A 20,606-nucleotide genomic window follows, 5' to 3' on the forward strand; every position below is an offset into this window, starting at 1 on the left:
CCCCCTCGAGCGGACCCGATGAAACCGCGAAACAGCCGGGCTTCAACCAGCTATTTGCGAACCTCGTGCCCAAACTTGCCGCTCGTCCTTTTCATCTCAAAGAAGCTCACCCTCGCCCTCATAGACAATGTCGGGCCAGACGACGGAACCCCGTCATCACGTCAGTAATCCACCATGAACAGCTCGGCCCTCACACAGCTTGAACGCCACAACATCGACTCCGGCCCCTGGTTCTCCAAGCTGTCGGCCGCTTTGCGCAGCGACATCCTCGCCCGCGCCTCAGTCAGACGCCTGCACGACGGTGCTTTGCTGTCTTGCCGCGGCGAGCCCGCCGAAGAATGGATGGCGGTCGCCAAGGGCGCCGTGCGTGTCAGCTCAGTTTCCTTGGCAGGCAAGCAAATCGCGCTGACCTATGTGGAGCCTGGAACCTGGTTCGGCGACATCTCACTGTTTGATGGATTGCCTCGCACGCATGACGCCAGCGTGCACGGCGAGACGACCTTGCTGGTCATGCGCAAACCCGACTTCAAGGAGCTGCTGCAGCGCCACACCGAACTCTATGAGGCGCTTCTACGCCTGAACTGCCGCCGTCTGCGCCTGATGTTTGACATGGTGGAAGATCTCAACACGCGCCCGCTGGCATCGCGTCTGGCCAAGCAAATCCTCTTTCTGGCGCGCTCATACGGAGAGCTCCAGGGCGATGAAATCCGTATTGGGCTGCAGCTCGCTCAAGAAGACCTGGCTCAGCTGCTGGGCGCCTCGCGTCAACGCGTGAATCAAGAGCTCAAGAGTTTCGAGCGCGAAGGCGCGGTGAGGGTCGAGCCCACACGACTGGTCGTGCTGAACCGCGAGAAATTGCTGGCAATTGCCCACCGCTGAGGACGATCCGGCCAGCAGACCAAGGCCCAGCGCTGGGCTCCTCTTGTCAGAACGGGCCGAACCTGGATCACCCCAAGTTCCGCCGTCAAGACCGGCTGTGATCCTCTTCCGGCCGCGAAGACTGCCAGGCAATCGAGGTGGTGGTGGGCCAAGGGCCGCTGTCGGACAAGCGGCCGTTGATGCGCTGTGCTTCACGGCAAGCTGACTCCAGCACCTTGAGCAAGCCCTGAATCACCGCCAGGCTGGGCTGCTCCATGGCAGTACGCAGATAGGCGTTGCCTCGCATGGTCATCAGCACAAAAGGATGCCCCTCGGGCAGCAAATCCTGACTGGCCTGAGCCAGCACTTCACTGAACTCACCCTCCAGCCAAGCGGCAGTCAGGTCTTTGTTGACGCCGATCGCGCCAAAGCGCTGGCGCACCAGCTTGGAACTGATCTGACTGACCTTGGGGAACATCACCAGCCAACGCATCTCCTCGGGTGTGTCGGTATCGACGCGGGTCTTGAGGGTGTCCGTGTAGGCTTCGAAGACCGTGGACTCCAAGGCATCCATCAGCTGACGGCACAAGACCATCATCTGCAGGTCACTGTGCAGGCGAAGTTCGCAGCGCATGCGCAGCTCATTGCCTTTGATGTAGCCCCGCTGCGAAGCCCCCCACTCGATGCGCAGACCTCCAGGCAAGGCCTTGGGCTGCTCGATCACAAAGCCCCGGCCGTCGCGCGTCAGTCGGAACTGAGCACTGCGGCTCTCCGACCAATCATGGATGGGCCGCCACCGTGCTGCGTTGGAGCGGGCCACAAACCAGTGTTTGACTTGCTTAAAAAACATGAGCTAGCACAATGCGGCAATTGCCAGAGCTGCGACCCGATGCGGTCTGCATCGACCGTCTGGCCAAGGTGGAGAACCCAAATGATTGAAGTGTATTCATGGCCCACACCCAATGGCCACAAGGTTCACATCATGTTGGAAGAATGCGGACTGCCCTATCGGGTGATCCCTGTGGATATCGGCAGCGGCGCCCAATTTGAAGCCGCTTTCTTGGCCATTAGCCCGAACAACAAGATCCCGGCGATCACCGACAGCGAAGGCCCGGATGGCCGGCCGATTCATCTGTTCGAATCGGGTGCCATCCTGCTTTACCTCGCGGGCAAGACCGGTAAATTCCTGCCCGCCGATACCGCGGGCAAGTATGAAGTGCTGCAGTGGTTGATGTTCCAGATGGGCAGCGTAGGCCCCATGCTCGGACAGGCGCACCACTTTCGCATCTACGCCTCGGAAAAGATCGACTACGCGATCGAGCGCTACAGCCAGGAGGCGCAGCGCTTGTACGGCGTCATGAACAAGCGATTGGCGGCCAGTCGCTACCTTGGGGGCCCAGCCTACAGCATTGCCGACATGGCCATTTTTCCCTGGCTGCGCAGCTGGAAAAACCAAGGTGTGCAACTGTCGGAGTTCCCACATCTCAAGGGCTGGTTTGACGAGATCGCCGCTCGGCCCGCCGTGCAACGCGGGCTGGGCGTGCTTGAGGAACAACGCCGACCGCTGCTCGATGACAAAGCTCGCGAAACCTTGTTCGGCAAGAGTCAATACCGCCGGCGCTGAAGGCATCATCATTGCTGCCGATCGGATGCAGCCTGCCCCTCGGGCAGCGTGGCCTGAGACCGAGCCGCCAGGAACTCTTCGGTCATGGCCCGGGCCAGCAGTTCTGGGCGCAGCCGCTCCAGGCTGCGTGCACTGAGTTCGAATCCACGCTCATTGGTGTAGAGCGCTTGGCCGATGCTCAGGCCGGCGTCGGCCGCACGCGGCCCTTTCAAGCCGAGGACGGGATACAGGCGCAGCCGGGCTTTGAATGTCGCGGACTCCGCATCGGCGAACACCGTGGTTTCCAAAACCTGGGCGCAGCCACGTTGCTCGGCTTCAGTGAGCAGCAGCCCCAAGTTGCGGGCCAAGTCTACGGCGGCCACCTGAAGCACCATGCCGTGAGCCGGTCGAGCCGCCTGATTCAACACCTCCACCACCTGCCGGTTGAAGCGCAAATTGACTTGGTCCCACTGCGCATTCTGTGCCGCCATGGCGGGCTCGTAGTTGCGCCCATGGCCGAACACCATCAGGCAATCCGCCGCCTGAGCTCGCACGGCAGGTGACAGGGTCAACAGAGCCAGCATCGCCACGCCAGCACAAACGGGCAGCAGCAAGCGCTGGCGGGTTTCATGACGACTCATGGTGCTGCGCAGAAGGACGATCCAGGTTTTCGGGCCCAAAGTGGGAGTTGCAAGGCAACACTTTCCGGCGAGTCTAACAATTGAATCCAACAGACCAAGCACCGGCCGCCGAAGCCGAGGCGATGGAGCAAAGCAAAGCGGCGCCACAAGGGCGCCGCCAGCTCACAAGGAATCACATCCAAAACAGGCATTGAGGCCCGCATGCGTTCCAAGCCATTCCCCCTGGGCTGCGAGACAGGTCCGTTCAGACCCGCCCCGCTCCCCTCCGTGCGAGCACATCAAGGCGCGTCGCTTCCCTCGTTTTGTGCTGCTTACTTTACGTTCTGTAACACGCAAGATGCAACCCTTGCGAAAGCAAATCACACCCAAAAACGCAGGAATTCGGCGTCAAATTTCAATTCAAGCGAGATGAGAGGGCAAGGAAAACCCTAGGGCGCCGGTATTCAGCGGGATTTTCGTGCGCGCGCCGCGAAGTTAGCGAGCAGGCAATCGCAAAAACAGAAGAATCTCGCGACTCAACGAAACTGAAACAAGGCGCAAGCGCAAGAAGTGGCCCGACCAGCAAGAATCGAACTTGCAACCGCCCGCTTAGAAGGCGGGTGCTCTATCCAGTTGAGCTATGGTCGGAGGAAGGAATTTACGCAGGGTGCAAGACCCGCCCGATGCACATGGGCAACAGGTCCTCAGTGCGGGCCGCGATTGTGCCACGCAGCCCAAAGCGCCATGCACTCGGACTGCGCGGTCTATGCAGCACTCAGGCCAGCAGCACGTTGACGATGGCGTTGCCAATGCCCATCAAGGCCGCACCGGAAATCAAGCCAGCACAGATGGATTCGCAACCCTCGACCCAGAAACGGTGGCCAGAGCTGCCCGGCTTCTTGTTACGCAAGCCCATCACCCAGAAGAGCAAGGCACCGACCCACATGGCGAACACCGATTCAGGTGGCAGCACCACACCAAGACCGATGGAAACTGCCGACAAGGGGAAGCGGCCCTTGGTGACAATGCGGGCCACCTCAATCGCGAAAGCACTCAGAGCAGCCACGATCATGGCCACCACCGCCGATTGCGGCAGCCCCTGAATGCCCTTGGCAATCAACTCCGCCACACCCTTCCACTGCAATGCAGCGGGCATCGCAAACTGCTCAGTCACCAGCGTGGTCGTCGAACGCACACCGGACGCATCGGCAGGCAGGAACAGCAGGAAATACAAGGGCACGCACGCAGCCAGGCCAGCAAAGATGCCGATCACATGACCAATCACCTGGTGACGCGGCTTGCCGCCCAGCATGTAGCCGGGCTTGATGTCGGACAGCAGGTTGGCCGCATTCGAAGCGATTTCTGAGGTCATGCCGGCCGGCAGCAAATTGCTGGCCGGGTTGCTGCGGTCAATCGCACCCATGGAGAACTGGGTGATCTTGGACAGCGCGCCGGTCGGCGTCCAGGAAGTCAGCGCCATGGAGTTGGCGCAAATGATCGTCAACACAAAGATCAAAGGCAAAGACACCAGTGCCAGGAACATGGGCACGCCAAAGAACAGATGCGTCACCCAAGCTCCCAGTAGGCTGAACACCGGAATACCGACGTACGACACCCACAATGGCACCTCAATATTCGCCAACAGATCGGGGCCCTTGACGGCTGCAGCCGCCCCCTTAGGCTTGCCTTTGATCAAACTGGTGAACAGCTCCGGCTTGGCCAGCAAACTGGTCAGCGAGCCGACCACCATCATCGTCACACCCCACCACAGGGACCATTGATTGACGATCTCGGCACGACCCAGCGGAACGACAACTCCGGTCGGGCTAACCCGCGGGGCAATATCACCGGCCTGAATCATCAGTGGGGCCAGGATCCCGAAATTGATGAACGCGCCCAACAAGCAACTGGTGGCAACCGCGATACCCATCAGGCCGCCCACGCCAATCATGGCGGCATCCAAGGTCAGGCGAAGGCCGAGCACACGGAAATCGGTGCCCAGAATCTTGGGAATCCACAACTCAGCCTTCACGGCCGCTTGGTAATAGTAGGTATCCAAGCGCTCATGGAAATACCAAGGCTCTTTCATGCCCGCCCATTGATCCATGCGCAGGATCTTGAATTGGAGCAGCTTCATCCAGCCATCGCTGACCAGGGCCTGATAGAGAGCGGTGAACCCGGCGACCGCGCCTAGCAGACGAGCCTTGTAAATGCCCGTCGCCGCATCGCCGGTATAGAGCGCATCCAACACCACGCCGCTCGCACGGCCTTCAGGGAAAGGAAGTTGCTCATCGTTGATGAAGCGCCGCTTCATCGGGAAAGCCACCAGCACGCCGAGAATCGACGTTACCGCCATCCAGATCATCATCTGCCACCAGGGAATGATGCGCCCTGTGATCAGCATGTAAGCCGCCAGACTCGAGTACAAGGGCGCGACCACATAGCCAGCCGCAGTGGCAATGGACTGCGTACAGTTGTTCTCGAGAATCGTGTAATCCTTGGCCAGGCCGGCACCGTGCAGCGCGCGGAACAAAGCAAACGACAGGATCACGGAAGTCAAGCCGACACCGATGCCGATGCCCGTCTTGCCTCCGATGTACAGGGCAGTCGCCGCGAGAACGGCACCAAGCAGAAAACCGGTCATGGCCGAGCGCAAGGTGAGCTGCGGCATATCACCACGAAAAACGTTCTTGAACCACCACTCGTCCTTTTGGGCGCGCGTCCAGGTCCTGATCTGTTCGTCGGTCAGTTGTTGAATTGCCATGACAGAGATTCTTCTTGGTTGGCTGGCCCGGTAAGGCCACGAAGGGCGCAATTCTCAGGTTCGAACTGCACGCAGTGAAGGCGAGATAACCCAGGGCTACCCCATAGAACACGTCCTACACCCGGGGTCTTCGCATACCCTTTGCACAACGAAAAAACCCGCTGCAAGCGGGTGCTTGCAGCGGGTTGCTCGAAAAGGTCTTGGTCGGGGCGGCGGGATTCGAACTCGCGACCCTCTGCTCCCAAAGCAGATGCGCTACCAGGCTGCGCTACGCCCCGACTAAGACAGCCATTCTAGCCTGAAAATTCATCACCACAGGGAACATGACCAAACAATTCTTCTACCCCCTGGTTTGCAGGCAAAACTTTATCCGCCCAATAGCCTCGTTATGTCAGGCGTTTCAATCCACAGCCAATAAGAACGCAACCCTCGGACGCTAGCCGGACTGCGCAATTGACCGCGACTCACGGACCAGGAGGCTTTGTGTCAAAATCTTGCGACATTCAAGCCAGCCCTGACTGGACTTCTGTCGGCACCCCGCCGAGACCTCGTCCAAGGACATTCCATGAGCAGCGAACTGATCAAACACATTTCCGACGCATCCTTTGACGCCGACGTGATTCAAGCCGGCAAGCCCGTGCTGGTCGACTATTGGGCAGAATGGTGCGGCCCATGCAAGATGATCGCCCCGATCCTGGACGAAGTCTCCAAGGACTATGGCGATCGCCTGCAAGTCACCAAAATGAACGTTGACGAGAACCGCGAAGTTCCCGCCAAGTTCGGCATCCGCGGCATCCCCACGCTCATGTTATTCAAGGACGGACAGCTGGCCGCCACCAAGGTGGGCGCCTTGTCCAAGGCTCAATTGACGGCCTTCCTGGACGCTAACCTATAATCACCACCAATCTGTTGCCGCGACCACCCGAATCCCGGCTCGCGGCAACAGTGAATTGCCAACACGCCCTGGCCGCATCGACGGTTTTGGCGCGTGGACTCGGCGCCCAAGCTCCCTCGTTTTTCGTATTCGCAGTTCCGCTGGCTGTTTCTGTGCCGTTGGCGTGGCTTGCAGGGCGATTTGCGCTTGCCGCCGAAGTTTTAAGTCCCCGGTCCTTGGCAGGACCCTGACGACCTACCGGGTGTTCACCCATGCATCTTTCCGAACTGAAAGCGCTTCACGTCTCCGAACTCATCAAGATGGGCGAAGAGCTGGAGATCGATAACGTCGCTCGCATGCGCAAGCAGGAGCTGATGTTTGCGATCATGAAAAAGCGCGCCAAAGCTGGCGAGCAAGTGTTCGGCAACGGCGTGCTCGAAGTGCTGCCGGATGGCTTCGGCTTCCTGCGATCCATCGACGACAGCTATATGGCATCGACCGATGACATCTACCTGAGCCCGAGCCAGATTCGCCGCTTCAACCTCCATACCGGCGACATGATCGAAGGCGAAGTGCGCGTCCCCAAAGACGGCGAGCGCTACTTTGCCCTGGTCAAAGTCGACCGCGTCAATGAACTGACGCCCGAGGAGAGCAAGCACAAGATCATGTTCGAGAACTTGACACCCCTGTTTCCCAGGGAACCGTTCAAGCTCGAGCGCGACAACTTCAAGGGCGAAGAAAACATCACCGGCCGGATCATCGACCTGATTGCCCCCATCGGCAAAGGCCAACGCGCCCTGATCGTCGCCCAGCCCAAGACCGGCAAGACCGAGATGATGAAGAGCATCGCGCATGCGCTGGTGGCCAATCATCCCGAGTCCCACCTGATCGTGCTGCTGGTGGACGAGCGCCCCGAAGAAGTGACCGAGATGATCCGCACCGTGCGCGGCGAAGTGATCAGCTCCACCTTCGACGAGCCGGCTGCCCGCCACGTGCAAGTGGCCGAAATGGTGATCGAGCGCGCCAAGCGCCTGGTCGAACTCAAGAAGGACGTGATCATCCTGCTTGATTCCATCACCCGCCTAGCCCGCGCCTATAACAACGTCCTGCCGTCCTCAGGCAAGGTGCTGACCGGCGGCGTCGACGCCAACGCGCTGCAGCGCCCCAAGCGCTTCTTCGGCGCCGCTCGCAAGGTGGAAGAAGGCGGCTCGCTGACCATCATCGGCACCGCGCTGATCGACACCGGCAGCCGCATGGACGAAGTGATCTACGAAGAATTCAAGGGCACGGGCAACTGCGAAATCCATCTGGATCGCCGCATGGCCGAAAAGCGCGTCTACCCTTCGATCCTGATCAACAAGTCCGGCACCCGCCGCGAAGAGCTGCTGCTCAAGCCCGAGATCCTGCAAAAGAGCTGGATCTTGCGCAAGCTGCTCTACAACATGGACGAGATCGAGGCGATGGAGTTCGTGCTGGACAAGATGAAGTCCACCAAGAACAACCTTGATTTCTTCGACATGATGCGTCGAGGCGGTTAAAGCTTGCTGGACCCAGGCCCGCAGACGCGGGCGCCGAGCCGACCCTGGGGTCGGCATCCAAAAAATATTGCTATAATCCGCGTTTTTGTCGCTGTCGGAAAGTGCGTCGCATGGTGCGACTTGGCTCCCGGCACGTCAGCGCAAAGCGAGAGGTCTCTCATGAAAGACGGCATTCACCCCAACTACCGCGACGTTTGCTTCGTGGATCAGTCCAACGGTTTCAAGTTCATCACGCGTTCGACCGTGACCAGCAAGGAAACCACCAAGCTCGACGACGGCCGCGAAGTGCCGCTGGTCAAGCTGGAAACCACCAGCGAATCGCATCCCTTCTACACCGGCACGCAGAAGAGCATCGACTCCCTGGGCGGTCGTGTCGAAAAGTTCCGCAACAAGTTTGCGGGCTTTGCCAAGAAGTAAGCCCAAGCGGGCCGAAGACACAAAAGGCAGCTGCGGCTGCCTTTTTTCATGCCTGTCTGCATAGGCCCAGAGGCAAAGTACTTTACCGACGACGAGTGCGCAGGCGCCACTTGGTTTGGCGGTTCTGCGGCATGATCCGAATTCAAGAAACTTCCAGCCCGCCCCACGAGTGAACCGCCCAACCCCCGCCATCGTTGCCGAACGCAGCGCCCAACGTCTGCCCCGACTGGCCCTGATCCTGTTCTGCGCAGCCTATGTCCTGCCTGGACTGTTTGGCCGCGACCCATGGCGCAATGCCGACCTGAGTGCATTCGGCTTCATGGCCAGCATCGCCCAAGGCAGCGCCCCGTGGTGGCAGCCGGCCATTGCCGGCATTCCGGCCGAGGGCGGCCCCCTGCCCTACTGGATCGGCGCACTGGCGATCAAGGCCATGCCTTTTGCCGACGCCGCATTTGCGGCCCGCCTACCCTATGCACTGATCCTTGCGCTGGTGCTGGTGCTGGTCTGGTACAGCTGCTTTCACTTGGCGCGCACCGATGCAGCACAGCCGGTCGCTTTTGCCTTCGGCGGAGAAGCCCAGGCAGTGGACTACGCCCGTGCACTCGCCGATGGTTCTGTGCTGGCTTTGATTGCGACTTTGGGCTTGCTGCAACTGGGTCATGAAACCACGCCCGAACTCCTGCAGCTACTGGCCATCAGCATCTACCTCTACGGTTTGGCTGCCGCGCCTTATCGGGCCACCAAGGCTCGCTGGGCCAGTCTGTTTGCACTGCCCATCTTGGCAGCCAGTGGCGCGCCGGCGGTCGCTCTCGCCTTATCCGGCATCGGCGCTTGGCTGTGCCAACGCTCACGCTTCTCCGAAGTGCGCAGCCTGACGCCATGGCTGCTTGCTGCCGGCGGGCTGGCCGCTTTGAGCGCTTGGGAATTCAATGCCTGGGCCTGGCGCCTGAAAGGCACGCTAGATTGGGATCAAGCCCAACGCAACTTGAGCCTGCTCGCTTGGTTCTGCTGGCCCGTCTGGCCCATGTCGCTGTGGACACTGTGGCGCTGGCGCGCTCATTGGCAGGGTCGGCATATCTTGCTGCCCCTCGTTGCGGCACTGGTGCCTTTGCTGACAAGTGTGCTTATGGGCGGATCGGACCGTGCACTCTTGCTCAGCCTGCCGGCCATGGCCGTGCTGGCCAGCTTTGCCTTACCGACCTTGCAGCGCGGCATTGCCGCTGCCATGGATTGGTTTTCGGTCTTCTTCTTCAGCGCCTGGACCCTGCTGTTCTGGCTGCACTACGTCTCCATGCACCTGGGCTGGCCGCGCACTCCCATGAGCAATTTGCGCCGTTTGGGCCTAGGAGATAGCTTCGAGCCAAGTTTCAATCCTCTGGCCTTGCTGTTGGCCACCCTGGCCACAGCGGCCTGGATCGCCTTGGTGCGCTGGCGCACAGCCCGGCATCAGCATGCACTTTGGAAAAGCCTGGTCTTGCCAGCCGGTGGCGTCAGCCTGAGCTGGCTGTTGATCATGACCTTGCTGCTCCCGCCCTTGGATTTCATCCGCAGCAACGGCCCTTTGGTAGAGCGGCTGCGTGCGCACCTGCCAGCCGATATCAATTGCGTGGCCGCGCCCGACCAATCCCTGGCCACCTTGGCAGCACTGCAATTCCAGGGCCGTTGGCATGTGGAGGCCGACAAGACCTTGCAGCAAACCGCATGCAGCTACGCCATACAAAGCAATGCAATCGAAATTGCCAGCGGCTGGACCTTGGTTGCAGCCGTGCGACGCCCCTCAGACAAGACCAATGGATTCGTGGTCCTGAAACGAATCTGAGGCCTTACCAGGTCCCGGGCGCCTCAACAAAAAGGCCTCTGCAGATCAAATCTGCAGAGGCCTTCTTTCAATGACAGACGCGGGCAGCGAGCAGCCTCAAGCCTTGACGGCCTCGACCAAACGCAGTGCACTCTGTTGCGCCAGGGCAGCATCACTGGCCTCCACCATCACACGCAACAAGGGTTCGGTGCCCGACGCACGAATCAGCACGCGACCACGATCGCCGAGTTCGGCCGTCACTTCCGCCTGCTCGCGCGCCAGATGGGCATTGCTGCGCCAATCCTGCCCAGGCTGCAAGCGCACATTGATCATGGTCTGCGGGAACAAAGTCACCGCCGCCAATTGATCGGACAAAGACTGCCCCGTGCGGCTGATCGCTTGCAAGATCAAGAGCGCGCTGACAATGCCGTCACCTGTGGTGTGCTTGTCCAAGGCCAGCAGATGACCCGAGCCCTCACCACCCAACTGCCAGCCGCGCGCGCTGAGTTCCTCCAGAACATAACGATCCCCCACCTTGGCGCGGACGAAGTCGACATCGCGCGAACGAAGGGCCAGCTCGACGGCCATATTGGTCATCAGCGTGCCCACCGCTCCCGGCACATGCAAGCCTTGAGACAGTCGGTCGGCCACCATGACGTAAAGCAGCTCATCGCCGTTGTAGAGGCGCCCTTGAGCATCAACCAATTGCAGGCGATCGGCATCACCGTCCAGAGCGACGCCGTAATGCGCGCCATGCTCATGAACTGCCTTGACCAAGGCGGCGGGTGAAGTCGCGCCGAAACCGGCATTGATATTGAAGCCGTCGGGGCTGCAGCCGATCGAAATCACCTCGGCGCCCAACTCATGGAAGACGTCGGGCGCCACGTGATAGGCCGCGCCGTTCGCCGCATCAACCACGATCTTCAAACCCTTAAGGGTCAGATCCGAACCGAAGCTGTTTTTGCAGAACTCAATATAGCGGCCACGGGCATCACCGATGCGTCGGGCACGCCCCAAATTGGCGGAGTCAATCCAGGTAGGAGGCTCCTCCAATGCAGCCTCTACGGCGAGCTCCCAGGCATCGGGCAGCTTCTCACCCTTGGCCGAAAAGAACTTGATGCCGTTGTCGGCAAATGGGTTGTGCGAGGCGCTGATGACCACGCCCAAATCCTGCCGCAATGCCCGGGTCAGATAGGCCACGCCAGGCGTCGGCAGAGGCCCAGTCAACTGCACATCGACGCCCGCCGAAGCAAAGCCGGCTTCCAAAGCCGACTCGATCATGTAGCCGGAAATACGGGTGTCCTTACCAATCAGAACGCTAGGGCGGCTCGACTTCTTGCGCAAAACCTGACCGACCGCATGCCCAAGGCGCAGCATGAAGTCCGGCGTGATTGGCGCCTGGCCAACCGTGCCACGAATACCATCGGTACCAAAATACTTGCGGCTCATTGTGAGCACCCTCCTGAAAGACAATTCTCTATTGTCGGTCAGTCGCCGAAGCAACTGCACCACCGATTCACGCGCGGCTCGAAACCGCCTGCCACACCTTGATCGCGTCCACCGTGGCAGCTACATCGTGCACACGCAGCACGCGCGCACCACGTGCCACGCCGGCCAGTGCCGCAGCCAGACTGCCCGCAAGCCGCTGCTCCACGGGCCTGCTGGTCAAATCACCCAAAGCACGCTTGCGCGACCAACCAATCAGCAAGGGGTAGCCCAAACCCATCAGCTCAGACTGCCGGGCAAGCAACTGAAAATTCTGCTCGCTGGTCTTGGCGAAACCATAACCTGGATCCAAGACGATACGGTCGGCATCAATACCGGCAGCTCGAAGCACAGAGGCACGCTCAGCGAGGAAGCTCGCCACCTCGCCGACAAGATCCGCATAGTCCACCAGTCCCTGCATGCTGCCGGAGTCGCCGCGCATATGCATAAGACAGACACCGGCCCGGGGATGCGCTCGCACTGCGCTCAGCGCGCCTTCGGCCCGCAAGGCCTGAATGTCATTGATGATGTCCACCCCGAGATCAAGCGCACGCTGCATCAGCACGGGTTTGCAGGTGTCAATGGACACCGGCACGCCAAGCGTCAGGGCCTCGCGCAGCACCGCTTCCACCCGCGACCATTCTTCGGCATCACTGAGGCGCGTCGCACCCGGTCGACTTGACTCACCGCCAATATCGAGAATATCGACCCCCTCTTCCACCAGACGTTGGCAATGCAGAATCGCCTGACGCGCATGGGCATGCTGCCCACCGTCTGAAAAGGAGTCCGGTGTGACATTGACGATGCCCATCACCTGCGGGCGCTGCAAGTCGATCTGGAACCGTGAGGTCTGCCATTTCATGACGCTGAACTCAAAGACTTGGACTCCAACACAAGAAAAAAGGGTCGGCCCTTTCAGGCTGACCCTTGCTTCAACTCGCTCCGGTCCGATGAACACAGCGATCCGCTGCGACTATCGGTGCCGCAATTCGTTCAAGCTGCGGCAGCTGCTCCGTCAGCGCTGACCGCCGGCGCTGCGGGCTCGGTCTTGCCGCCCGAAGGAGGCGTCCAGTCCTTGGGTGTGCGCGGCGGCTTTCCGCCCATGATGTCGTCGATCTGATCGGCATCGATGGTTTCCCATTCCAGCAAGGCCTTTGCCATGGCGTGCATCTTGTCCTGGTTGTCCTCGATGTGCTTACGGGCAATCGCATACTGCTCGTCGATGATGCGGCGGATCACGCTGTCAACCTTGCGCATGGTCTCTTCCGACATGCTGGTGGTCTTGGTCACCGAGCGGCCCAGGAACACTTCACCCTCGTTCTCAGCGTAGACCATAGGGCCCAGCTCGTCTGTCATGCCGTAGCGGGTCACCATGTCACGTGCGATCGCAGTGGCTCGCTCGAAGTCATTGCTGGCACCCGTGGTCATCTGATTCATGAACACTTCTTCAGCGATACGACCGCCGAACAGCACGGAGATCGTGCTGAGCATGCGCTCCTTGTCCAGACTGTAGCGATCACCTTCAGGCAACTGCATGGTCACGCCCAGAGCACGGCCACGCGGAATCACGGTGACCTTGTGAACCGGGTCGGTCTTGGGCATCAAGCGCGCCACCAGGGCATGACCGGCTTCGTGATAAGCCGTGTTCTTGCGCTCCTCTTCGGGCATGACCATGGACTTGCGCTCTGGGCCCATCATGATCTTGTCCTTGGCCTTCTCGAAGTCGACCATCTCGACCACGCGGCCGCTTCGGCGAGCCGCAAACAAGGCCGCCTCATTGACGAGATTGGCCAGATCGGCGCCCGAGAAACCGGGCGTGCCGCGCGCCAGAATGTCGGCGCGGATGTCCTGACCGACTGGCACTTTACGCATGTGCACATTGAGAATCTGCTCACGGCCCCGCACATCGGGCAGCGTCACATAAACCTGGCGGTCAAAACGACCCGGACGCAAGAGCGCCGGATCCAGAATGTCAGGGCGGTTGGTGGCAGCCATCACGATGACGCCGAGGTTGGTCTCGAAGCCATCCATCTCAACCAACATCTGATTCAGGGTCTGCTCGCGTTCGTCGTTGCCACCGCCCAGGCCAGCACCACGGTGGCGGCCGACCGCATCGATTTCATCGACAAAGATGATGCAGGGCGCACTCTTCTTGGCCTGCTCGAACATGTCGCGCACGCGTGCTGCGCCGACGCCGACAAACATTTCCACGAAGTCCGAACCAGAGATGCTGAAGAACGGCACTTTGGCTTCACCAGCGATGGCCTTGGCCAGCAAGGTCTTGCCGGTTCCCGGTGGGCCCACCAGCAACACGCCACGCGGAATACGACCACCCAGCTTCTGGAACTTCTGCGGGTCCTTCAAGAAATCGACCAATTCCTTGACCTCTTCCTTGGCCTCGTCGCAACCGGCCACATCGGCAAAGGTCGTCGAGTTATTCGCTTCGTCCAGCATCCGGGCCTTGCTCTTGCCGAAGCTGAACGCACCGCCCTTGCCGCCGCCTTGCATCTGGCGCATAAAGTAGATCCAAACGCCGATCAGCAGCAGCATCGGGCCCCAGCTGACCAACATGCTGATCAGGAAGGAAGGCTCTTCGCGCGGCTTGACGTCGAACTTGACGCCATGGTTGCGCAAGTCACCCACCAGACCGCGGTCAAGGTAAGTGGCCGTGACGCGAATCTTCTTGCCGTCCGAGCCCTCGGCAATGATGTCGGTCCCGCCATTGCCTTCTTGCAGGGTCACCTGCTTGATGCGCCCGGACTGGACTTCATCCAGAAACTCCGAGTAACCCATGGCACTGCCCTGGGCCACGCCTCGGTCGAATTGCTTGAAGACGGTGAACAGCACCAGGGCAATCACTATCCAGACCGCTACTTTCGAGAACCACTGATTGTTCACCGCCACTCCTTGTTCATTACGGCCAGGCTGCACTGATCTCAGCCACGTGCACGGCATATGGGGTCGATTCTATTGCAGTCAAGTGGCAAGGCCGATTTGCATGGCCATGCGAAAAGACCGCCTTTCAAGCCTTGGCTGCAGCCGGCTTCTTCAAGCCGATGCCGATCAGGAAAGTTTCAGACGAACGATCCCGGGAAGCCTTGGGCTTGAGCGGCTTGACCTTCTTGAAGGTGGCCTTGAATTGTTCGACCAACTGGGTGTAGCCGCTGCCATGAAACACCTTGGCCACCAACGCTCCTTCGGGCTTCAGGTGGTTCTGGGCAAAGTCCAAGGCCAACTCGACCAAGCCAGCAACACGGGCCGCATCCGAGCTCTCGATACCGGAGAGATTGGGCGCCATATCCGACACCACTACATCAACAGGTCGACCGCCAAGGGCGGCTTCGAGCTGATGCAGGACGGCCTCCTCCTGGAAATCACCCTGAATGAAGTGCACACCTTCAATCGGGGCGCACTCCAAAAGATCGAGGGAAATGATCATGCCGTTCAACTGCCCGACCGCCGCGCCGCCCGTACCGGCTTCCTTGGGCGCGAAGCAGCGTCGCAGGTACTGGCTCCAAGCGCCCGGCGAAGCACCCAGATCAACGACCACTTGCCCCGGTCGAATCAGCTTGAGCTCTTCGTCAATTTCCTTGAGCTTGTAAGCCGCGCGAGCGCGATAACCGTCACGCTGCGCCATCTTGACGTAGGGATCATTGATGTGATCATGCAACCACGCCTTATTAAGTTTTTTGCTTTTTGTTGTGAACTTCATGTTGCACGGATAATACGCCTATGCCTGCGATTCAATTGACCCCTGCCCAGCGCAAGGAAAAACGCTCCGAAGCCCATCATCTCGACCCCGTGGTCATGATAGGCGCGGATGGACTCACCCCTGCCGTCGTCAAAGCGACCGACGCCGCACTGAACGCCCACGGGCTGATCAAGGTGCGGATTTTTTCGGACGACCGCGCCAACCGTGAAGGCATCTTTGCCAGCCTCTGTGGCGAGCTCAATGCCGCGCCGATTCAGCACATCGGCAAGCTGCTCATCATCTGGCGTCCGATGCCTGAAAAGGAAGATGACAACACACGTGCCGACAACAAGCTTGGACCGCGCGTCGTCAAGATCGTCAAGTTCTCCAAGAGCGGCAACCACCGGCCGCAAACCAAGAAGCTGCGTGTGCTCGGCAACGAGCGAGTCGCCCAAGGCGGCGAAATCAAGCGTGCCAAGCGCCGCCTGACCAGCATCAAGAAAACCTCGCAAGACCAATAAAACGGTCATGGTCGTCAGCGGGAGCTGGCGACCACCCTGAGAGCTTCAGTTACGGCGCTCGGCCACTGCAACGCCAGGCCAAGGCCAAGACCGCCAAGGTCTTGAGTCCGTACAAAGCAAAAGACACGGCATGCAAGCTCATGAATGACCATGAGCCCTCTCCCGCCCGTGCCGCAGCCATCAAGGGCTGCAAGGCGAAGTAGCCCAGCACCGTACAGAACAGCGCCGCAGCCGGAAGCAAAAACTCGGCACGGACGGCCGACAGTTCCGAATCGCGCGTCATGCGGCGATCCATCATCATCAGCAAGAGTGCTGCAGCCAGACTCAGGTGCGCTTCCTGAGCAAACAAACGCCCGACCAGCAGCCCAGCTTGTGCCTTTTCCAACACCGCGAAAGCGCTGGGCGCCGCCATGAAGGCGACACAAAGCAAAAGGCCGCCCCAGAGGGCAGCCAGCAAACCTTGAGCGCGAAACAGCACCGGCGACCGATCAGACGTAGCGGACTTCCACCACCTCATAGCGCTTGACGCCACCAGGCGCCTGCACATCGGCCACATCACCGGCTTCCTTGCCGATCAATGCGCGAGCGATCGGCGAGCTGATGGAGATCAGGCCCAGCTTCAAATCCGCCTCGTCATCTCCGACGATCTGATAAGTCACCTCAGCGCCGCTGGCCTCTTCTTCCAGATCAACGGTCGAGCCAAAGACGATTCGACCACCGGCATCGACCGACGCAGGATCGATGATCTGGGCGGCGGAGAGCTTGCCTTCGATCTCCAGAATGCGACCTTCGATAAAGCCTTGCTTGTCCTTGGCCGCTTCGTACTCGGCGTTCTCGGACAGATCACCCTGGGCACGCGCCTCGGAAATTGCATTGATCACGGCATGACGCTCAACGCTCTTGAGTTGATGCAACTCTGCCTTGAGCTTCTCAGCACCGCGGACGGTCAATGGAATAGTGGCCATGATTTGAATGAAACCTTGAAAAAACCTGGGCGCTGACCGCTGAAGCGGGGTCCGCGCCAATGAACGGCAAGAAAGCGGCGAGAAATCTGCAGGAACACGCAAACGCTTGCAGCAGATCCTCGCTCCACAAAACGAAGCCGCCGCTGCGACCCTGGTGTCTCCAGGAGCGCGGCGGCGGACATCGTTGGGCTGAAGTTTAGATCAGTTCGGCATGCAGTTCTTGCAGGGATTGCACCAGCAGGCCATTCTGGTGCTTCATACCCTCTACCGCGGCCTCACAACCGGCCATGGTGGTGTAGTAGGTGACCCGAGCAGCCAAAGCCGCCTGGCGAATGTGGCGACTGTCTGCAATCGCGGTGCGGGTTTCATCCACGGTGGTGAACACCAACTGGATCTCGCCGCCCTTGATCATGTCCACGATATGCGGGCGGCCATCCTTGACCTTGTTGACCAACTTGACCGGCACACCCGCCTCGGCAATCGCCGCGGCTGTGCCCTTGGTGGCAACGACGCCGAAGCCCAAAGCATGCAGATCCTTGGCCACGGCCACGGCACGCGCCTTGTCGCCGTTCTTCACCGTGATCAGGATATTGCCCTGACGCGGCAGACGTGAACCGGCGCCGAGCTGACTCTTCAGCATCGCTTCGCCGAAGGTCTTGGCCGCACCCATCACTTCACCGGTCGAACGCATTTCCGGGCTGAGGATTGGGTCCACGCCGGGGAACTTGTTGAAGGGGAAGACAGCTTCCTTGACGCTGTAATACGGCGGAATCACCTCAGCGGGCACCCGACCCAGACGGTCCTTCTGGTCCTTGAGCTTCTGGCCGGCCATGCAGCGCGCCGCAATCTTGGCCAGTTGCTGGCCGGTCGCCTTGCTGACGAAGGGCACGGTGCGTGATGCGCGGGGATTCACTTCCAGCACGTAGACCGTGGCACCGTCGAGGCCGCCCGTCACGTCACCCTGGATGGCGAACTGCACATTCATCAGGCCCACGACCTTGAGCGCACGCGCCATGGCCGCCGTCTGCCGGCGCAGCTCATCCTGCAGCTCCTTGGACAGGGTGTAGGGCGGCAGCGAGCAGGCCGAGTCGCCGGAGTGAATGCCGGCAGCCTCGATGTGCTCCATGATGCCGCCGATCATCACATCGGTGCCGTCGCTGATGCAATCGGCATCGACTTCCACGGCGTCTTCCAGGAAGCGATCCAGCAGCACCGGGGACTTCTCCGAGACTCGCACCGCCTCACGCATATAGCGCTCCAGGTCCTTGTCACCATGGACGATTTCCATGGCACGGCCGCCCAGCACATAGCTCGGGCGCACGACCAGCGGATAACCGATCTCGTTGGCCAGGGCCACGGCCTGCTCTTCGGTGCGTGCCGTGCGGTTGGGCGGCTGCTTCAGGCCCAGCTCGTGCAGCAGCTTCTGGAAGCGCTCGCGGTCCTCGGCCATGTCGATGCTGTCGGGCGAGGTGCCGATGATGGGCACGCCGGCGCGCTCGAGATCCAACGCCAGCTTCAGCGGCGTCTGGCCGCCGTACTGGACGATCACGCCGACCGGTTTTTCCTTGTCGACGATTTCCAGCACATCTTCCAGCGTCACCGGCTCGAAGTAGAGGCGGTCCGAGGTGTCGTAGTCGGTGGACACGGTTTCGGGGTTGCAGTTGACCATGATGGTCTCGTAGCCGTCCTCGCGCATGGCAAGCGCGGCATGGACGCAGCAGTAGTCGAACTCGATGCCCTGCCCGATCCGGTTCGGGCCGCCGCCGAGGACCATGATCTTTCTGTTGTTGGTTGGCTCAGCTTCGCACTCTTCCTCGTAGGTCGAGTACAGGTAGGCCGTCTCGGTGCTGAACTCAGCCGCGCAGGTGTCCACGCGCTTGTAGACCGGGCGCACCTTCAAGGCATGGCGGGTGGCACGCACTTCATGCTGGTTCGTGCCCAGCAACTTGGCCAGGCGGCGATCGGAGAAGCCCTTCTTCTTCAGCAGGCGCAGCTCGTCGGCACTCAGCGAAGCCAGGCTGCGGCCGGCCAGCGATTGCTCGATCTTGATCAGCTGTTCGATTTGGGCCAGGAACCAGGGATCGATGGCGGTTTCTTCGAACACTTCCTGCAGACTCATGCCCAGACGGAAGGCGTCGCCGACAAAGAGGATGCGCTCCGGGCCGGGCTCGCCAATTTCCTGGATGATTTCTTCACGGTCGGTCGAGCGCTCGCTCAGGCCGTCGATGCCGGTTTCCAGGCCGCGCAGCGCCTTCTGGAAGGATTCCTGGAAGGTGCGGCCCATGGCCATCACCTCGCCCACCGACTTCATCTGCGTGGTCAGACGCGAATCGGCCATGGGAAACTTCTCGAAGGCGAAACGCGGGATCTTGGTGACCACGTAGTCAATCGAGGGCTCGAAGGACGCCGGGGTCACGCCACCGGTGATGTCATTCTTCAGCTCGTCCAGGGTGTAGCCCACGGCCAGCTTGGCGGCGATCTTGGCAATCGGGAAGCCGGTGGCCTTGGACGCCAGTGCTGAGGAACGCGACACGCGCGGGTTCATCTCGATCACGGTCATGCGGCCGTTTTGCGGATTGATCGAGAACTGCACGTTGGAGCCGCCGGTGTCCACGCCGATTTCGCGCAAGATGGCGATCGAGGCGTTGCGCAGCAGTTGGTATTCCTTGTCGGTCAGCGTCTGAGCCGGGGCGACGGTGATGGAGTCACCGGTGTGCACGCCCATGGGGTCCAAGTTCTCGATCGAGCAGACGATGATGCAGTTGTCGCGGCTGTCGCGCACCACTTCCATCTCGTACTCTTTCCAGCCGATCAGCGATTCTTCGATCAGCAGCTCATTGGTCGGCGAGAGGTCCAGGCCGCGCTTGCAGATTTCCTCGAACTCTTCCGGGTTGTAAGCAATACCGCCACCGCTGCCGCCGAGCGTGAAGCTGGGGCGGATCACCATGGGGAAGCCATTGCTGCCGGTCTCGATGGCGATGCGCTTCTGTACCGCCAGCGCTTCTTCCATGGAATGTGCGATGCCGGACTTGGCGGAGTCGAGACCAATCTTGGTCATCGCGTCCTTGAATTTCAGGCGGTCTTCAGCCTTCTCGATCGCCTTTTCGTTGGCGCCGATCATCTCCACGCCGTACTTGGCCAGCACACCGTGCTTGTGCAGGTCCAGGGCGCAGTTCAGCGCGGTTTGGCCGCCCATGGTGGGCAAGACCGCATCGGGCCGCTCCTTGGCGATGATCTTCTCGACCACCTGCCAGGTGATGGGCTCGATATAGGTCACGTCCGCCGTGTCCGGGTCGGTCATGATGGTCGCCGGATTGCTGTTGACCAGGATGACTTTGTAGCCTTCCTCGCGCAAGGCCTTGCAGGCCTGGGCGCCGGAATAGTCGAACTCACAGGCCTGGCCGATGATGATGGGGCCGGCGCCGATGATGAGGATGCTCTTGATGTCTGTACGTTTGGGCATGTCTTTACT

The 20,606-nt window shown here is 60.5% G+C and carries 17 protein-coding genes and 2 tRNA genes; 7 read left to right on the forward strand and 12 right to left on the reverse strand.

What is annotated here, in order from left to right; translation table 11 throughout:
- Positions 1-174: 174 nt before the first annotated feature.
- Positions 175-879 carry a Crp/Fnr family transcriptional regulator gene (locus tag LNV28_RS16880; protein ID WP_263517504.1) on the forward strand — a complete coding sequence of 235 codons (705 nt, stop codon included), beginning with the start codon at positions 175-177 and terminating at the stop codon, positions 877-879.
- An 85-nt stretch (positions 880-964) separates the two neighbouring features.
- Here LNV28_RS16880 and LNV28_RS16885 read toward each other — a convergent pair whose 3' ends face one another.
- On the reverse strand, positions 965-1,708 hold the full coding sequence (locus LNV28_RS16885; RefSeq protein ID WP_263517505.1) for a hypothetical protein: 744 nt from the start codon (positions 1,706-1,708) through the stop codon (positions 965-967).
- 81 nt (positions 1,709-1,789) lie between these two features.
- On the opposite strand from LNV28_RS16885, the gene LNV28_RS16890 reads away from it, so the two are divergent.
- Complete coding sequence (locus LNV28_RS16890) at positions 1,790-2,482, forward strand: glutathione binding-like protein (RefSeq protein ID WP_263517663.1); 693 nt, start codon at positions 1,790-1,792, stop codon at positions 2,480-2,482.
- Between the two features lie 8 nt (positions 2,483-2,490).
- On the opposite strand, the gene LNV28_RS16895 is transcribed toward LNV28_RS16890, so the two are convergent.
- The 4 genes from LNV28_RS16895 to LNV28_RS16910 form a co-directional block, all read right to left on the reverse strand.
- Positions 2,491-3,102 (reverse strand): hypothetical protein, encoded by a 612-nt coding sequence (locus LNV28_RS16895; RefSeq protein WP_263517506.1) that lies wholly within the window; start codon positions 3,100-3,102, stop codon positions 2,491-2,493.
- A gap of 550 nt (positions 3,103-3,652) precedes the next feature.
- Positions 3,653-3,729 (reverse strand) — tRNA-Arg (locus LNV28_RS16900).
- 127 nt (positions 3,730-3,856) lie between these two features.
- The gene (locus tag LNV28_RS16905) at positions 3,857-5,845 is read right to left on the reverse strand and encodes an OPT family oligopeptide transporter (protein WP_263517507.1); all 1,989 of its coding nucleotides are present in this window, start codon (positions 5,843-5,845) and stop codon (positions 3,857-3,859) included.
- Between the two features lie 201 nt (positions 5,846-6,046).
- Positions 6,047-6,123 (reverse strand) — tRNA-Pro (locus LNV28_RS16910).
- Between the two features lie 287 nt (positions 6,124-6,410).
- Between LNV28_RS16910 and trxA the strand changes: the two genes are divergently transcribed.
- From trxA to LNV28_RS16930, 4 genes are all read left to right on the forward strand, one after another.
- Complete coding sequence (trxA, locus tag LNV28_RS16915; RefSeq protein ID WP_263517508.1) at positions 6,411-6,740, forward strand: thioredoxin TrxA; 330 nt, start codon at positions 6,411-6,413, stop codon at positions 6,738-6,740.
- Between the two features lie 251 nt (positions 6,741-6,991).
- Positions 6,992-8,257: a transcription termination factor Rho gene (gene rho / locus LNV28_RS16920; RefSeq protein WP_263517509.1), complete on the forward strand. Its 1,266-nt coding sequence runs from the start codon at positions 6,992-6,994 to the stop codon at positions 8,255-8,257.
- A gap of 159 nt (positions 8,258-8,416) precedes the next feature.
- Positions 8,417-8,674, forward strand: a complete 258-nt coding sequence (locus LNV28_RS16925; RefSeq protein WP_263517510.1) for a type B 50S ribosomal protein L31 — start codon at positions 8,417-8,419, stop codon at positions 8,672-8,674.
- Positions 8,675-8,843: 169 nt separating this feature from the next.
- On the forward strand, positions 8,844-10,493 hold the full coding sequence (locus LNV28_RS16930; protein WP_263517511.1) for a glycosyltransferase family protein: 1,650 nt from the start codon (positions 8,844-8,846) through the stop codon (positions 10,491-10,493).
- Between the two features lie 96 nt (positions 10,494-10,589).
- On the opposite strand, the gene glmM is transcribed toward LNV28_RS16930, so the two are convergent.
- The 4 genes from glmM to LNV28_RS16950 all read right to left on the reverse strand — a co-directional run bounded on the left by glmM (position 10,590) and on the right by LNV28_RS16950 (position 15,669).
- The gene (gene glmM, locus LNV28_RS16935; RefSeq protein ID WP_263517512.1) at positions 10,590-11,921 is read right to left on the reverse strand and encodes a phosphoglucosamine mutase; all 1,332 of its coding nucleotides are present in this window, start codon (positions 11,919-11,921) and stop codon (positions 10,590-10,592) included.
- A 67-nt stretch (positions 11,922-11,988) separates the two neighbouring features.
- Positions 11,989-12,819: a dihydropteroate synthase gene (folP, locus tag LNV28_RS16940; protein ID WP_263517513.1), complete on the reverse strand. Its 831-nt coding sequence runs from the start codon at positions 12,817-12,819 to the stop codon at positions 11,989-11,991.
- A 131-nt stretch (positions 12,820-12,950) separates the two neighbouring features.
- Positions 12,951-14,855: an ATP-dependent zinc metalloprotease FtsH gene (gene ftsH, locus LNV28_RS16945; RefSeq protein WP_263517664.1), complete on the reverse strand. Its 1,905-nt coding sequence runs from the start codon at positions 14,853-14,855 to the stop codon at positions 12,951-12,953.
- Between the two features lie 124 nt (positions 14,856-14,979).
- Positions 14,980-15,669, reverse strand: coding sequence for an RlmE family RNA methyltransferase (locus LNV28_RS16950; RefSeq protein WP_263517514.1), 690 nt, complete (start codon positions 15,667-15,669; stop codon positions 14,980-14,982).
- A gap of 20 nt (positions 15,670-15,689) precedes the next feature.
- On the opposite strand from LNV28_RS16950, the gene LNV28_RS16955 reads away from it, so the two are divergent.
- Positions 15,690-16,169 (forward strand): YhbY family RNA-binding protein, encoded by a 480-nt coding sequence (locus tag LNV28_RS16955; protein WP_263517515.1) that lies wholly within the window; start codon positions 15,690-15,692, stop codon positions 16,167-16,169.
- Between the two features lie 49 nt (positions 16,170-16,218).
- On the opposite strand, the gene LNV28_RS16960 is transcribed toward LNV28_RS16955, so the two are convergent.
- The 3 genes from LNV28_RS16960 to carB all read right to left on the reverse strand — a co-directional run bounded on the left by LNV28_RS16960 (position 16,219) and on the right by carB (position 20,597).
- Positions 16,219-16,647 carry a DUF4149 domain-containing protein gene (locus LNV28_RS16960; protein ID WP_263517516.1) on the reverse strand — a complete coding sequence of 143 codons (429 nt, stop codon included), beginning with the start codon at positions 16,645-16,647 and terminating at the stop codon, positions 16,219-16,221.
- Positions 16,648-16,657: 10 nt separating this feature from the next.
- The gene (greA, locus tag LNV28_RS16965) at positions 16,658-17,134 is read right to left on the reverse strand and encodes a transcription elongation factor GreA (RefSeq protein ID WP_263517517.1); all 477 of its coding nucleotides are present in this window, start codon (positions 17,132-17,134) and stop codon (positions 16,658-16,660) included.
- Positions 17,135-17,330: 196 nt separating this feature from the next.
- Complete coding sequence (carB, locus tag LNV28_RS16970; protein ID WP_263517518.1) at positions 17,331-20,597, reverse strand: carbamoyl-phosphate synthase large subunit; 3,267 nt, start codon at positions 20,595-20,597, stop codon at positions 17,331-17,333.
- Between the last annotated feature and the right edge of the window lie 9 nt (positions 20,598-20,606).

The sequence above is a fragment of the Paucibacter sp. DJ2R-2 genome (assembly GCF_025717675.1).
In the GTDB taxonomy this organism is placed as follows: Bacteria; Pseudomonadota; Gammaproteobacteria; order Burkholderiales; family Burkholderiaceae_C; genus Paucibacter_A.